This window comes from Limnohabitans sp. DCL3, assembly GCF_048019295.1.
In the GTDB taxonomy this organism is placed as follows: Bacteria; Pseudomonadota; Gammaproteobacteria; order Burkholderiales; family Burkholderiaceae_C; genus Limnohabitans_A.
The window spans coordinates 3088020-3101503 of the sequence record NZ_CP171842.1 but is presented as its reverse complement, the minus strand read 5'-3'; the positions used below and the strand labels follow the sequence as shown (position 1 = coordinate 3101503).

Genomic DNA, 13484 nt, shown 5'->3' with positions numbered 1-13484 from the left:
CATGGCTGTCATCAAGATCAAACCGACATCGCCAGGCCGTCGTGGCGTGGTGAAGGTCACGCGTGACCACCTGCACAAAGGTGAAGGCTACGCTCCGTTGCTGGAACCCCAGCACCAGAAGTCAGGCCGTAACAACAACGGTCACATCACAACTCGCCACAAAGGCGGTGGTCACAAGCACCACTACCGCGTGGTTGACTTCAAGCGCAACAAAGATGCGATCCCGGCGAAAGTCGAGCGCATTGAGTACGATCCAAACCGGACTGCGCACATCGCTTTGCTGTGCTACGCCGATGGTGAGCGCCGTTACATCATTGCCCCACGTGGCATTGAAACCGGTGCAACCCTGATGTCGGGCCCAGAAGCGCCTATCCGTGCTGGCAACACATTGCCCATTCGCAATATCCCCGTGGGTTCGACCATCCATTGCATCGAGCTCAAGCCCGGTGCGGGTGCTCAGATCGCTCGTTCGGCAGGTGCTTCGGCAACCTTGCTGGCTCGCGAGGGCATCTACGCTCAAGTGCGTATGCGCTCCGGTGAGGTTCGCAAGATCCACATCGAGTGCCGCGCAACGATCGGTGAAGTCGCCAACGAAGAGCACAGCCTGCGCCAATTGGGCAAGGCCGGTGTCAAGCGTTGGATGGGTATCCGCCCAACGGTTCGTGGCGTGGCCATGAACCCTGTGGATCACCCGCACGGTGGTGGCGAAGGCCGTACCGGCGAAGGCCGTCATGCAGTAGACCCGTGGGGCAACCTCACCAAGGGCTACCGTACCCGTAACAACAAGCGCACACAGGTCATGATCGTGTCGCGTCGCAAGAAGTAAGGGTTAGACAATGACACGCTCTCTCAAAAAGGGTCCATTCGTTGACCACCATTTGTTGGCCAAGGTTGAAAAAGCCGTCGCTACCAAAGATAAAAAGCCCGTCAAGACATGGTCGCGTCGCTCCATGGTTTTGCCCGATTTCATCGGTCTGACCATCGCTGTTCACAACGGCAAGCAACACGTTCCTGTTTATGTGACTGACCAAATGGTTGGCCACAAATTGGGCGAATTCGCATTGACCCGGACATTCAAGGGTCACCCTGCGGACAAAAAAGTCCAGAAGAAATAAGGAAAGACCATGGAAACACGTGCAGTCCTCCGGGGCGTCCGTTTGTCGGTCGATAAAGGCCGCTTGGTCGCCGATTTGATTCGCGGAAAAAAAGTGGATCAAGCGCTGAACATCTTGACATTCACGCAGAAAAAAGCTGCGGGCATCGTCAAGAAAGTTCTCGAGTCCGCCATCGCCAACGCTGAACACAACGACGGTGCCGACATCGACGAGTTGAAGGTGAAAACCATCTACGTCGAACAAGGCACCACGCTCAAGCGTTTCACAGCCCGCGCCAAAGGCCGTGGCAACCGCATCAGCAAGCCCACATGCCATGTGTATGTGACGGTCGGCAACTAAGCCAGGGAAGAAACATGGGACAAAAAATCCATCCTACCGGCTTCCGTTTGGCCGTCAGCCGTAACTGGGCCAGCCGCTGGTACGCAAGCAACAAAGACTTCGCCGGCATGCTGGCCGAAGACATCAAGGTGCGTGAGTACCTCAAGGCCAAGCTCAAGAACGCCGCGGTTTCCCGCGTGCTGATCGAGCGTCCAGCCAAGAGCGCCCGCATCACCATCTTCTCGGCTCGTCCAGGTGTGGTGATCGGTAAAAAAGGCGAAGACATCGAGTTGCTCAAGAAAGAACTCGCTGCTCGCTTGGGCGTGCCTGTCGCCGTCAACATCGAAGAAGTGCGCAAGCCTGAAATCGATGCGCAGTTGATTGCTGACAGCATCACCCAGCAGCTCGAAAAGCGGATCATGTTCCGCCGCGCCATGAAGCGTGCCATGCAAAATGCCATGCGTTTGGGTGCCCAAGGCATCAAGATCATGTCGGCTGGCCGTCTGAACGGTATCGAAATTGCGCGTACCGAGTGGTATCGCGAAGGCCGTGTGCCATTGCACACCCTGCGCGCTGACATCGACTACGCCACTTCCGAAGCCAAGACCACCTACGGCATCATCGGTGTCAAGGTTTGGGTCTACAAAGGTGACACCTTGGGTCGCAACGATGCTCCTGCACTGGCTGAGCCACGTGCCGAAGAAGAGCGCCGCCCACGTGGTCCTCGCCGTGACGCCCGTCCTGGTGATCGCCCAACAGGTGATCGTCGTGGTGGCCCACGTCGTCCCGCTGGCACCAACACAGCCCCCACTGACGGTAGCGACAAGCCCGCCGGTGCAGGCGGTGATGCCAAACCCGCCGTTAAGCGCGTACGCACAGTCGCCGCGCCAGCTGCAGCAGCTGACGGTCAATAAGGAGTAACAACATGCTGCAACCTGCTCGCAGAAAGTTCCGCAAGGAACAGAAAGGCCGCAACACCGGCGTCGCTACCCGTGGCAACACGGTAGCGTTCGGTGACTTCGGCCTGAAGTCCACAGACCGCGGCCGTTTGACGGCCCGCCAGATTGAAGCCGCACGTCGTGCGATTTCCCGTCACGTCAAGCGTGGCGGCCGCATCTGGATTCGTGTGTTCCCTGACAAGCCGATTTCCACCAAGCCTGCTGAAGTGCGTATGGGTAACGGTAAAGGTAACCCCGAGTACTACGTGGCCGAAATCCAACCCGGTAAGGTGCTCTACGAAATCGTGGGCGTGCCTGAAGAGTTGGCCCGTGAAGCCTTTAAATTGGCCGCTGCCAAACTGCCCTTGCGTACCACTTTCGTGGCCCGCATGATTGGCCAATAATTCAGGAGGAACAAGAAATGAACGCTGCTGAATTGCGCCAAAAAGATGTTGCTGGTGTGAAAGACGAAATCAAAGCGCTGCAAAAAGCCCACTTTGGCCTTCGTATGCAAAAAGCCACCCAACAACTCGGCAACACCGGTACTTTGAGTCAGACTCGCCGTGCCATCGCCCGTGCCAAAACCATTCTTGCCCAAAAGCAAGCCGCCAAGTAAGGAGTGACCATGACGGAAGCTAAAACATCCCTCAAGCGCACCTTGATTGGCAAGGTGGTCAGCGACAAGCGCGCCAAAACCGTGACCGTGCTGGTGGAGCGTCGTGTGAAACACGCGCTCTACGGCAAGATCGTGGCCAAGTCGAGCAAGTACCACGCACACGACGAAACAGGTCAATATCACCTGGGCGATACCATTGAAATCACGGAAAGCCGTCCGATTTCGAAGACCAAAAACTGGGTGGCAACGCGCCTGGTCCAGAAAGCTGCTTCCGTCTAAGCCCAAAAGCCCGACTGCTGCAAACTTTCCAAAAACGACCCACAATGGTGGGTCGTTTTTTTTTATCTTGGCAATCTCGCCACACCACCGAATGGAGCACAACATGATCAAAGTCGGAGACACCTTGCCTGCAGCCACATTGATGGAATTCGTCGAAGTGGAGGGCAATGGCTGCAGCATTGGGCCCAACCCAGTCGATGTGACCAAATCCGCAGCCGGCAAAACCATCGCTTTGTTCGCACTGCCCGGTGCATTCACACCCACTTGCTCAGCCAAGCATGTCCCCGGCTATGTTGACAACCATGACGCCCTGAAGGCGGCGGGTGTGGATGAAATCTGGTGCGTGAGTGTGAACGATGCCTTCGTCATGGGCGCTTGGGCGCGTGAGCAGAAGACCGGCACCAAAGTGCGCATGCTGGGTGACGGAAGCGCTGACTTCAGCAAAGCCACCGGTTTGACATTGGACCTGACCAGCCGCGGCATGGGCGTGCGCAGCAACCGTTATTCGATGTTGGTCAAGGATGGCAAAGTTGCCACCTTGAACGTGGAAGGCCCTGGCAAATTTGAAGTCAGCGATGCCGCTACTTTGCTGGCCCAAGCCAAAGGCTGAAAAGCTTGGCCCTGATCAAGGGACCTGCGGGTCCCTTTTTCATTTCATGTGTTGATCCTCAGGCGTTCAATCGATCTCCACTTTCAAGTAATGCGCTCCAGCATGGGGGTTGTGATAGTAGGGTGGAATTTCGACAAAGCCCAAATCCTCGTAGAGGGCCCGTGCTGACTCCATGTCATCCAGAGTGTCCAACAAAACACAGCTGTAACCGGCTGCACGGGCAGCGTCCAAAATCGCTTCGGTCAGCAAGCGTCCTAAGCCCTGACCACGGGCCGAGGGTCGCACAAATAAACGCTTCATTTCCGCCGCATTGGCGTAGTCGCAAGAGTCCAGAGGGCGAAGTGCGCAGCAACCGGCTAAAGCACCATCGAGCCAAGCCAGCAACAGGGCCCCACGCGGCGGAGCGTACTCACCTGGTAAATGCACCAACTCATGTTCAAAGCCTTGAAAACACAAATCAACGGCCAAAGAAGAGGCATATTCTTGAAAAATGGCACGGGCTTGGTTCAACTCTGCCAAGCCTTCAGCTTGGTTGATTCGGATGTGTGGTGAATGAACAGACATGGCGGTGTGTCAAAAATGAGCGACAGTGTAAGGATGGATCAGGGGCCAAAAGACAACAAAGTCCACACCCCTGCGCAGGACAGGGACAACAACAAGATGGCGAAAATTCGTTGCCACCTGCGATCTTGAGACTCTTGTACAAGAACGGGCAAGGATTTATGACCATGCACCATGGCGGGGACCAAAGACAGTTTTTTTCGCAGTCGGTACCAGAGCAGGGCCAACAGGTGCAACGCCACCAAGAAAAACACGAGCCATTGCCCCCATTGCTTGTGCCAACTGGTGGCCCATGAAACCCATTCACCAGACACCAAGGCAGTCAAAGGACCCGCATTGGCAATTTCATCGTCACTGATCAAGCCCGTGCTCACCTGAAATGCCAATACAAGCAGCATCGCCAAAATGGACCAAGAGCCCAAAGGGTTGTGCCCGGGAAACGCATGTTCAGAAGTGCGGCCTTTGAGGTAAGGCCAAACCTCGCGAGGTGAAAGGGGCAACTGCGTCCAGCGAGACCAAAAGCCCCCCCAAAACCCCCAAAAAAGACGAAATGACAAAAGAACCAGCACCCCATAACCGAAGCGGAAGTGCCAGGCCATGGCGTTGCCCCCCCATTTGCCTGTGATGATCAAACCCAATACGCAAGCAGCCAAAGCCCAATGAAACAGTCGAGTGGGTAAATCCCAGATCCGGAGGGTGAACATAAACACTTTCAGAGATGCGGCATTCATCAATCTATGCCAGACTGTGACAGGATAAATCTTTTTCAACCGTTTCAAATGATGGGGGTCCTATATGAAACAAGCGACAGGTCTGGTGGCTACTTTGTTGGCTTTGGCCATGAGCATGCCTGCACAGGCGCAATTTGCCAAACCAGAAGATGCGGTCAAGTACCGCAAAGCCACATTCAACGTGATGGCTGCGCACTTCGGACGTTTGGGCGCCATGGCGAGTGGCCGTGCGCCTTACGATGCCAAGGCTGCAGCCGAAAATGCTGAGATCGTCGCCACATTGGCCAAGTTGCCATGGGCGGCTTTCGGCGAGGGCACCGACAAAGGCGAAACCCGCGCCAAGCCAGAAATCTGGAAGGAAGCTGCCAAATACAAAGAGGCATCCGACAAGATGCAAGCAGAAATCGCCAAACTCAACACGGCCGCCAAAGCGGGCAATTTGGATGCACTGAAGGCCGCATTTGGTCCGGCGGGTGCCTCGTGCAAAGCGTGCCACGACAATTTCCGCAAGGACTGAGAAACAAACCATCGGCGCATCGGCGCAGATGCCGGCACCGATGGCTAACAAGCCGGTCACATCAGGTTTCGGTCAAGAGTTTGTCGATCAACTGGTGAAGCTCGACAAAGTCTGGTGTTCCCACAAACCGTTTCACGATCACACCACGCTTGTTGAGCAAAAAGGTGGTGGGGGTCAGTTTGATATCTCCCCACTCTCGGGCGACCGCACCGGTGTTGTCGATGGCGACCTTGAAAGGCAATTGCCGCGATTGAGCGAAATTGACCACATAGCTGGGTGGGTCGTAGCTCATGGCCACAGCCACCGTGTCAAAACCGCGTTCTTTGAACTTCTGGTGTGTGGCCACCAGTTCTGGCATTTCGGCGACACAAGTGGTGCAGCTGGTGGCCCAAAAATTGACCAATGACACCTTGCCTTGCAGCTGTTGGGAAGTCAGCGTGGTGCCGTCCAGCAGGACAAAGGATGATGCAGGTGCACGCTCACCTGCACACCCCATCATGGCCATGGACAAAACAAGCGCGCCGAAGCATGCCCACAGACGGCGACTCAAGCGTTGAGGACTCGACAAGAAATGGTGGTGCTGGTTCATGGGTCAAAGTCTAATCCCATTGCCGAGCCACATGGGCTTAAAGCAAGGACATCAAGCATTTCAAAAGGCCTTGCGGGTCACTGACCATGGGGTCATGACCCGTGGCCATTTCCACAACAGTGGACCCTGGCAGCCAAGCGCCGTTCCAAAAAAGGGGGTCGACCATTCTTCGCCGGCTGACATCGATGGTTCCTAGGGGGGGCAAGGTGCAGTTGATGAAAGTTCGGGGAACGCTGGCCACACGTTGGGGATCAAAGTCGAGCGCTTGGGTGTAAGGGCCGCCAGGGTGCGGTGTTTGCCGTCTCGCCACCCATGCATGGTCGGCATCGCTCAAACCGAATACCGAGGGGTCTGGTGCCGGAAATGCGTGCAAAGGGTCGGTCTGCGCGGCTGCGATGCGGGCATCGCGGGTGGCGCTGGCGTGCGTGCTGCTCCAACTTTCACCCGGTTTGGGCAGCACCGCATCGAGGTAGACCAAATGGCGCAGGCGTTGTGGCCGGCGGTCAGCGACGGCGGTGCCCAGCATGCCCGCGTAGGAGTGCACGACCAAGACCACATCGTCCATCTCTTCGGCATCCATGGCCGCCATCACATCTTGGATGTGGGTGTCCAGATCAATGTTGGGTTGCAGCAAATGGGCGCGTTCTCCCACGCCTGTGAGGGTGACCGCGTGGGCGCGGTGCCCAGCTTGGAACAAACCCGGCAGCACACGCTGCCAGCACCAAGCGCCATGCCAGGCACCATGTACGAGCAGAAAATTGGCCATCAAATCACCCCTTTGCCACGCAAGGCGCCTTGTTGTTCTGGCGTCCACCCCAGAACTTCTCGCAAGACCTCCGACGTGTGTTGGCCCAACAGCGGGGGCGGCAGATCTTGGCGCACCGGCGTCAGGCTCATCTTGATCGGGCTCGAGACCAGTTTCAAGTCTGACTGAATCGGGTGCGACCAGGTGCTGACCATGCCACGCGCTTGAACTTGGGGATCCGCAAAAACTTCACCCAAGGTGTTGATGGCACCACAGGGCACCTTGGCGGCCTCTAATGCGCTCAGCCATGCGGTTTTGGTCCGGGTGGCCAGGATGGCTTCCAACTGGGGCACCAATTCGGCGCGGTGGCGGACTCGGTTGGTGTTGAGTGCATAGCGGGGGTCTTGGGCCAGTTCGGGGTGACCGGCCACAGCGCAAAACTTGGCAAACTGGCCATCATTGCCGACTGCCAAGATCAGGTGGTCACGGCTGCCCGGTGGGGCGCCTTCGGGGGGCATGACCTCAAACACTTGGTAAGGCACGATGTTTTGGTGTGCATTGCCAGCCCGTCCCGGCACTTTGCCGCTGACCAGGTAGTTCGAGCCCAAATTGGCGAGCATGGCGACTTGGGTGTCGAGCAGGGCCATGTCGACCTGTTGACCTTGACCCGTCCGCTCGGCGTGGCGCAAGGCCGCCAAAATCGCCACCGTGGCGTACATGCCGGTGAACAAATCTGCCACGGCCACGCCCACTTTTTGGGGGCCGCCTCCCAAATCGTCGCGCTCGCCCGTCACGCTCATCAACCCGCCAATGCCTTGGACGGCGTAGTCATAACCCGCGCGTTCGCGGTAGGGTCCAGTTTGTCCAAAGCCCGTCACGCTGCAATACACCAGTTTGGGATTCAGGGCGCTCAAACTGGCGTAGTCCAGGCCGTAGCGGGCCATGTCGCCGACTTTGAAATTTTCAACAAAGATGTCGCAGTGCTGCACCAACTCCCGGATCAGGGCTTGGCCCTCGACTTGGGCAATGTCGCAGGTCAAAGACCGTTTGTTGCGGTTAGCGCCAAGGTAGTAAGCGGCCTCGGCCGTATCTTGACCGTTCGCATCTTTCAAAAACGGGGGGCCCCAGGTCCGCGTGTCATCACCCGAACCGGGACGCTCAATTTTGATCACATCAGCCCCCAAGTCGGCCAAAGTCTGTGTACACCATGGACCCGCCAATACGCGGGAGAGGTCGAGAACGCGGATGCCGTCGAGTGAATTCATGGGCATCATTGTGCTCAAAATGTGAAGGCGTCGCTGATCAGGATAATCACACCATGCAAATCCATTTTTCCGCGCTTTCTGCCAGTTTGATACTCGCTCTCAATTTAGCTGCCTGCAGCCCTGATCAAAACTGGCGCGATGTCAGTCTCGAGGGCAGTCCTCTCAAAGCGCAATTGCCTTGCAAGCCAGACAAAACCACGCGCAGCGTGCCCTTGGGAGGCCAACCGGTGGACTTGCAAATGGTGGGTTGCGAAAGTGGCACGGCCATGGTGGCGGTGATGACGGCGCTTTTGCCTGCCGGAGCCGATGCCAATGCCGTCCTTCTGGGCTGGCAAAAAGCCACCCTGGACAACGCCCGCGTGCAGCCTGGTCAGGAAACGGGCCGGCCAAATTGGCACCGCCCGGGACAGCTCCCCTTGAGTGGCTCTGTTCGCTTGCAGGCCGCGGGTTTGCGGGCCAATGGCGAGCCGGTGCGCATGGACGCTGTGTGGGGCGCTGTGGCCGAAGGTGACCGTGTGCGCGTCGTCCACGCTGTGGTGTATGACGCCAAAATTCAGCCCGAGATGGCCAGCACCTTGTTTGATGGGATCAAGCCATGAGCTCGCCGGACACGCTGCATGCTGACCATTTACCCCGCCGGATGGCGGTGGTGGTGTTCTTGGCCTTTGCGCTGGCCTACTTTTTTTCAGCCTTGGTGCGGGCCATCACCGCCACCTTGTCGCCCACACTGACCTCCGAATTCAACCTGAGCGCCCAAGATTTGGGACTGTTGGCTGGCGGTTATTTTTTGGGGTTTTCCCTCACGCAATTGCCTTTGGGTCGATGGCTGGACCGGCATGGCCCCAAAAAAGTCATTTTGGCTTTTTTGACTTTGGCCGTGTTGGGGTGCTTGGCATTTTCTTGGGCCGACAGTTTCCATGGCTTGTTGGCGGCGCGGGTGTTGTGCGGCATGGGCGTGAGTGCCTGTTTGATGGCCCCGCTCACGGGCTATCGCCGCTGGTTTGACGCCAGCACCCAGCTGCGCACCAACTCGTGGATGCTGATGACGGGCTCTTTGGGCATGTTGGCCGCCACCTTGCCGGTTCAGTGGCTCATGCCCATTTGGGGTTGGCGCGCACTTTTTGTCATGTTGGGCGTGATGATCGCCTTGGCCATGCTGCTCATTGCCTTGTTGGTGCCGGTTTGGCAGACAGCAGGCATGGGCGCCGCGCAGAGACCGGCCGACGACGATGGCAGTTACCGTGAAATCTGGCGCAGTGCCTATTTCTGGCGCATGACCCCACTGGGCTTTTTCAGCTATGGCGGCATGGTGGCCATTCAGACGCTGTGGGCGGGGCCTTGGATGACCCAAGTGGCTGGGTGGACGGCCTCTGAAGCCGCTTCGGGGTTGTTCCTGATCAACCTGTCCATGCTGGTGACATTTTGGTTGTGGGGTTTGATCACGCCGGGCTTGGCCCGCAAAGGCATTCCTGTGGAGCGCTTGATCGCGTGGGGTTTGCCTTGGAGCTTTGTTGTCATTGGCACACTTGTCTGGATGGGGCCTGGCATGGACGGCGGGGTGGCTGTGGGCTTGGCCTTGCTGTGCACCACCAGTACGTTTGTGGCACTGGCCCAGCCAGCGGTGGGTATGGCGTTTCCATCGCATTTGGCGGGGCGTGCGCTTTCAGCCTACAACTTGGTGATTTTTGCTGGCATCTTTGTTGTTCAGTGGGGCATCGGGCTGTTGGTGGACGCCGGACGTGCCATGGGTCTGGCCAATGCCCAGGCCTATCAACTGGCCCTGGCCTGCTTTGGCGCCAGCTCGGTCCTGTCTTGGGCTTTTTTCGTGCTCAAAAAGCCAGCGCAGGCCCGATAATCGATGCCATCATGATCGGTATCCTCATCATTGCCCATGCCCCTTTGGCCACTGCCTTGCGGGAATGCGCTTTGCACGTCTTTCCCGATTGCGCAGATGGCGTGCGCGCATTGGATGTGCTGCCGGATGACACGCCCGAAGACAGCCTGATCTTGGCACGCAAAGCCATGGCCGCATTGGGCACCGATCATGTGTTGTTGCTCAGCGATGTGTTCGGTGCGACGCCGTGCAATGTGGCGCAGCAATTGGGCAATGGTCACAACACGCGCTTGGTAGCCGGCGCCAATCTCCCCATGGTGTTGCGCAGCGTCTGCTACCGCCACGAAAGCCTAGAGCAGCTCGCAGCACGCGCTCACGCAGGTGGTACCCAAGGCGTGATGCCTGTGGGCAGCACCGCACCCCAAAATCAAACTGGACAGAGACATGCCCCAAGCCACCGTGATCATCAGCAATAAATTGGGTTTGCACGCCCGTGCATCGGCCAAGTTGACCAAGCTGGCTGGCAGTTTCCCATGTGAGGTGTGGCTCAGCAAGGGCGCCCGTCGTATCAATGCCAAAAGCATCATGGGCGTGATGATGTTGGCGGCGGGTTTGGGCAGCGAAGTGGTGTTGGACACGGCAGGCGAGCGCGATGAAGAAGCGTTGGCGGCTTTGCTGGCCCTGATCAACGACAAGTTTGGTGAAGGTGAATAAGCCATGACGTTCAGCATCCATGGCTTGGCGGTGGCGCGAGGCATCGCCATTGGCCGTGCGGTTCTGGTGGCCTCCAGCCGGGTCGATGTGGCGCATTACTTCGTGAGCCCAGACCAAGTCAGCTCTGAAATCCGCCGATTGCGTGTGGCTCGAGATGCCGTGGTCGATGAGCTGCAGCGCCTTCAAAAAGACATGCCCAAGGATGCGCCACACGAGCTGGCGGCTTTGCTGGATGTGCACCTCATGTTGCTGCAAGACGAGGAGCTCACCGCAGGCGTGGTTCAGTGGATCAAAACGCGCCTGTACAACGCCGAATGGGCCTTGACCAGCCAGCTCGAGATCATTGTTCGCCAATTTGAGGAGATGGAAGACCCCTATCTGCGCGAACGCAAAGCCGACATGGAACAAGTGGGTGAGCGGGTCTTGCATTGCCTCAAGGGCACAGGGTCTTTGGTGGCACAGGCCAAGCGGCCCCAACGCCCGCAACAAGAGCTTCAGCTCGGTGACATCGACGTGCCCTTGGTGCTGGTGGCCCACGATCTGTCTCCGGCCGACATGCTGCAGTTCAAGCAAAGTGTCTTCACCGGTTTTGTGACCGATGTGGGCGGCAAGACCTCACATACCGCCATCGTGGCCCGCAGCCTGGACATCCCGGCCGTGGTGGGGGCGCGCACCGCCAGTCAGTTGGTCAAGCAAGACGATTGGGTCATCATCGATGGCGATGCAGGGGTGGTCATTGTGGACCCGTCGCCCATCATCCTGGCCGACTACGGTTTCAAGCAACGCCAGGGTGATCTGGAGCGCGAGCGTTTGGCGCGGCTGCGCCACACGCCCTCGGTCACGCTGGACGGTCAAAAAATCGAGTTGCTGGCCAACATTGAAATGCCCGAAGACACGCAAGCGGCCCTCACCGCGGGTGCATTGGGCGTGGGGCTTTTCCGCAGTGAATTTTTGTTCATGGGCCGCCAGGGTCACCTGCCCGATGAAGAGGCGCAGTACCTGGCTTACCGTCGCGCTGTTGACGGCATGAATGGCTTGCCTGTGACCATCCGCACCGTTGATGTGGGTGCCGATAAGCCCCTGGATGACAGCCGTCACGAAGCTTCCCACTTGAATCCAGCACTGGGCTTGCGCGCCATCCGTTGGTGCTTGGCCGATCCGGCCATGTTCTTGACGCAATTGCGCGCCATTTTGCGCGCTGCTGCACATGGACAAGTCAACTTGCTGATTCCCATGTTGGCGCACGGCAGCGAGATCCGCCAGACCTTGGCCTTGATCGAGCAGGCTCGCCAAGAGTTGGACCGTCGGGGCGCGGCCCATGGGCCTGTGCGTTTGGGTGCGATGATTGAAATCCCGGCGGCGGCCTTGTCGCTGCGCATGTTCCTCAAGCATTTTGACTTTTTATCGATCGGCACCAACGATCTGATTCAGTACACCTTGGCGATTGACCGAGCGGATGAATCGGTGGCGCATTTGTACGACCCGATGCATCCTGCCGTGTTGCGTCTGATCGCCGACACCATTGCTGAAAGCCAGCGTCAAGGCAAAAGCGTGTCGATCTGTGGGGAAATGGCGGGTGATGTGACGATGACGCGCTTGTTGCTGGGCCTGGGGTTGCGCAGTTTTTCCATGCATCCCTCGCAGATTTTGTCGGTCAAACAACAGGTTCTGCGCTCGGATTGCACCAAGCTGGCGCCATGGGCTGAGCAGGTGCTCGACAGCGAAGACCCTGCAAGCTGCATGGCCCGCTCAAGCCCGCCGCAGCAGGCGATACTCAAGCCTTATTGACTTTGTCTTGTGTTCGGGTGTTGAAGTCGTCGGCATTGTGGCGCTCGTGTAACTGCGACTCGGGTGCTCCCATCACGCGGTTGACCATGCGCCCGCGCTGCACGGCAGGGCGCTGCGCCAATTCTTCGGCCCAGCGCTGGACGTGGGTGTACTCCTGCACTTGCAAAAATTCACCTGCCTCGTACATCAATCCTTTGGCCAGTGCGCCGTACCAAGGCCAAATGGCGATGTCAGCGATGGTGTAGGCGTCACCTGCAATGAAGCGGCTCTGGGCCAAGCGTTTGTCCAGCACATCCATTTCGCGTTTGACTTCCATGGCAAAACGGTCGATGGCGTACTCGATTTTGATGGGTGCATAGGCATAAAAATGGCCAAAGCCTCCCCCTAAATAAGGCGCGCTGCCCATCTGCCAAAACAGCCATGACAAGCATTCGGCGCGTTGTGCTGGGTCGGTGGGCACCAACGCTCCAAATTTTTCGGCCAAGTACAACAAAATGGCCCCAGATTCGAACACACGAACAGCTTGCTCCCCACTGCAATCCAACAAGGCCGGAATCTTGGAGTTGGGATTGACACTGACAAAGCCGCTGCTGAATTGTTGGCCTTCCTGGATGCGGATCAACCAAGCATCGTACTCAGCGCCGGTGTGACCCATCGACAGCAATTCCTCCAGCATCACTGTCACTTTGACGCCGTTGGGCGTCCCCAGTGAGTACAGCTGAAGTGGATGCTGGCCGCGCGGCAGATCTTGTTCGTGGGTCGCCCCAGAGATGGGGCGGTTGATGTTGGCAAAACGTCCGCCGTTGGCCTTGTTCCAGGTCCAAACGGCAGGCGGTGTGTAGGGGGGTGTGTCGGTCATGATGG

At 57.9% G+C, this 13484-nt stretch carries 20 protein-coding genes; 14 read left to right on the top strand and 6 right to left on the bottom strand.

The window, feature by feature from the left end:
• Nucleotide 1: 1 nt before the first annotated feature.
• The 8 genes from rplB to ACHEXK_RS14165 all read left to right on the top strand — a co-directional run bounded on the left by rplB (nt 2) and on the right by ACHEXK_RS14165 (nt 3876).
• On the top strand, nt 2–826 hold the full coding sequence (gene rplB, locus ACHEXK_RS14200; protein WP_090044295.1) for a 50S ribosomal protein L2: 825 nt from the start codon (nt 2–4) through the stop codon (nt 824–826).
• Nucleotides 827–836: 10 nt separating this feature from the next.
• Entirely contained in the window at nt 837–1115 is a 279-nt protein-coding gene (gene rpsS / locus ACHEXK_RS14195) for a 30S ribosomal protein S19 (protein ID WP_007847809.1), read from the top strand.
• A gap of 9 nt (nt 1116–1124) precedes the next feature.
• Nucleotides 1125–1454 carry a 50S ribosomal protein L22 gene (gene rplV / locus ACHEXK_RS14190; RefSeq protein ID WP_019426902.1) on the top strand — a complete coding sequence of 110 codons (330 nt, stop codon included), beginning with the start codon at nt 1125–1127 and terminating at the stop codon, nt 1452–1454.
• Between the two features lie 14 nt (nt 1455–1468).
• Entirely contained in the window at nt 1469–2347 is an 879-nt protein-coding gene (gene rpsC, locus ACHEXK_RS14185) for a 30S ribosomal protein S3 (protein WP_100120206.1), read from the top strand.
• An 11-nt stretch (nt 2348–2358) separates the two neighbouring features.
• Nucleotides 2359–2775: a 50S ribosomal protein L16 gene (gene rplP / locus ACHEXK_RS14180; RefSeq protein WP_019426900.1), complete on the top strand. Its 417-nt coding sequence runs from the start codon at nt 2359–2361 to the stop codon at nt 2773–2775.
• 17 nt (nt 2776–2792) lie between these two features.
• Complete coding sequence (rpmC, locus tag ACHEXK_RS14175; RefSeq protein WP_053172813.1) at nt 2793–2987, top strand: 50S ribosomal protein L29; 195 nt, start codon at nt 2793–2795, stop codon at nt 2985–2987.
• Nucleotides 2988–2996: 9 nt separating this feature from the next.
• Nucleotides 2997–3266, top strand: coding sequence for a 30S ribosomal protein S17 (gene rpsQ, locus ACHEXK_RS14170; protein ID WP_108428165.1), 270 nt, complete (start codon nt 2997–2999; stop codon nt 3264–3266).
• A 103-nt stretch (nt 3267–3369) separates the two neighbouring features.
• The gene (locus ACHEXK_RS14165) at nt 3370–3876 is read left to right on the top strand and encodes a peroxiredoxin (RefSeq protein ID WP_416546939.1); all 507 of its coding nucleotides are present in this window, start codon (nt 3370–3372) and stop codon (nt 3874–3876) included.
• 66 nt (nt 3877–3942) lie between these two features.
• Here ACHEXK_RS14165 and ACHEXK_RS14160 read toward each other — a convergent pair whose 3' ends face one another.
• Entirely contained in the window at nt 3943–4440 is a 498-nt protein-coding gene (locus ACHEXK_RS14160) for a GNAT family N-acetyltransferase (protein ID WP_416546938.1), read from the bottom strand.
• Nucleotides 4441–4478: 38 nt separating this feature from the next.
• On the bottom strand, nt 4479–5141 hold the full coding sequence (locus tag ACHEXK_RS14155; RefSeq protein ID WP_416546937.1) for a cytochrome b/b6 domain-containing protein: 663 nt from the start codon (nt 5139–5141) through the stop codon (nt 4479–4481).
• A gap of 91 nt (nt 5142–5232) precedes the next feature.
• Between ACHEXK_RS14155 and ACHEXK_RS14150 the strand changes: the two genes are divergently transcribed.
• The gene (locus ACHEXK_RS14150; protein WP_416546936.1) at nt 5233–5685 is read left to right on the top strand and encodes a c-type cytochrome; all 453 of its coding nucleotides are present in this window, start codon (nt 5233–5235) and stop codon (nt 5683–5685) included.
• 61 nt (nt 5686–5746) lie between these two features.
• On the opposite strand, the gene ACHEXK_RS14145 is transcribed toward ACHEXK_RS14150, so the two are convergent.
• From ACHEXK_RS14145 to ACHEXK_RS14135, 3 genes are all read right to left on the bottom strand, one after another.
• Nucleotides 5747–6190 carry a TlpA family protein disulfide reductase gene (locus ACHEXK_RS14145; protein WP_416548960.1) on the bottom strand — a complete coding sequence of 148 codons (444 nt, stop codon included), beginning with the start codon at nt 6188–6190 and terminating at the stop codon, nt 5747–5749.
• A 121-nt stretch (nt 6191–6311) separates the two neighbouring features.
• Complete coding sequence (locus tag ACHEXK_RS14140; protein ID WP_416546935.1) at nt 6312–7040, bottom strand: alpha/beta fold hydrolase; 729 nt, start codon at nt 7038–7040, stop codon at nt 6312–6314.
• Nucleotides 7040–8284 carry a CaiB/BaiF CoA transferase family protein gene (locus tag ACHEXK_RS14135; protein WP_416546934.1) on the bottom strand — a complete coding sequence of 415 codons (1245 nt, stop codon included), beginning with the start codon at nt 8282–8284 and terminating at the stop codon, nt 7040–7042. Before ACHEXK_RS14135 ends, ACHEXK_RS14140 begins: the two co-directional genes overlap by 1 nt.
• Nucleotides 8285–8337: 53 nt before the next feature.
• Between ACHEXK_RS14135 and ACHEXK_RS14130 the strand changes: the two genes are divergently transcribed.
• Genes ACHEXK_RS14130 through ptsP form a run of 5 tightly spaced genes read left to right on the top strand, consistent with a single transcriptional unit; the run spans nt 8338 to nt 12620 of the window.
• Nucleotides 8338–8883, top strand: a complete 546-nt coding sequence (locus tag ACHEXK_RS14130) for a hypothetical protein (RefSeq protein ID WP_416546933.1) — start codon at nt 8338–8340, stop codon at nt 8881–8883.
• Nucleotides 8880–10139, top strand: coding sequence for an MFS transporter (locus ACHEXK_RS14125; RefSeq protein WP_416546932.1), 1260 nt, complete (start codon nt 8880–8882; stop codon nt 10137–10139). Before ACHEXK_RS14130 ends, ACHEXK_RS14125 begins: the two co-directional genes overlap by 4 nt.
• Before the next feature lie 11 nt (nt 10140–10150).
• Nucleotides 10151–10594 carry a PTS sugar transporter subunit IIA gene (locus ACHEXK_RS14120; protein WP_416546931.1) on the top strand — a complete coding sequence of 148 codons (444 nt, stop codon included), beginning with the start codon at nt 10151–10153 and terminating at the stop codon, nt 10592–10594.
• Nucleotides 10563–10832, top strand: coding sequence for an HPr family phosphocarrier protein (locus tag ACHEXK_RS14115; RefSeq protein WP_416546930.1), 270 nt, complete (start codon nt 10563–10565; stop codon nt 10830–10832). The genes ACHEXK_RS14120 and ACHEXK_RS14115 overlap by 32 nt, the downstream gene beginning before the upstream one ends.
• Nucleotides 10833–10835: 3 nt before the next feature.
• A complete protein-coding gene (ptsP, locus tag ACHEXK_RS14110) occupies nt 10836–12620 on the top strand; it encodes a phosphoenolpyruvate--protein phosphotransferase (protein ID WP_416546929.1) in 1785 nt (594 codons plus the stop codon).
• Here the strand turns inward: ptsP and yghU are convergent.
• Entirely contained in the window at nt 12607–13479 is an 873-nt protein-coding gene (gene yghU, locus ACHEXK_RS14105) for a glutathione-dependent disulfide-bond oxidoreductase (protein WP_416546928.1), read from the bottom strand. The two genes, ptsP and yghU, sit on opposite strands and share 14 nt — an antisense overlap.
• Nucleotides 13480–13484 lie beyond the last annotated feature (5 nt).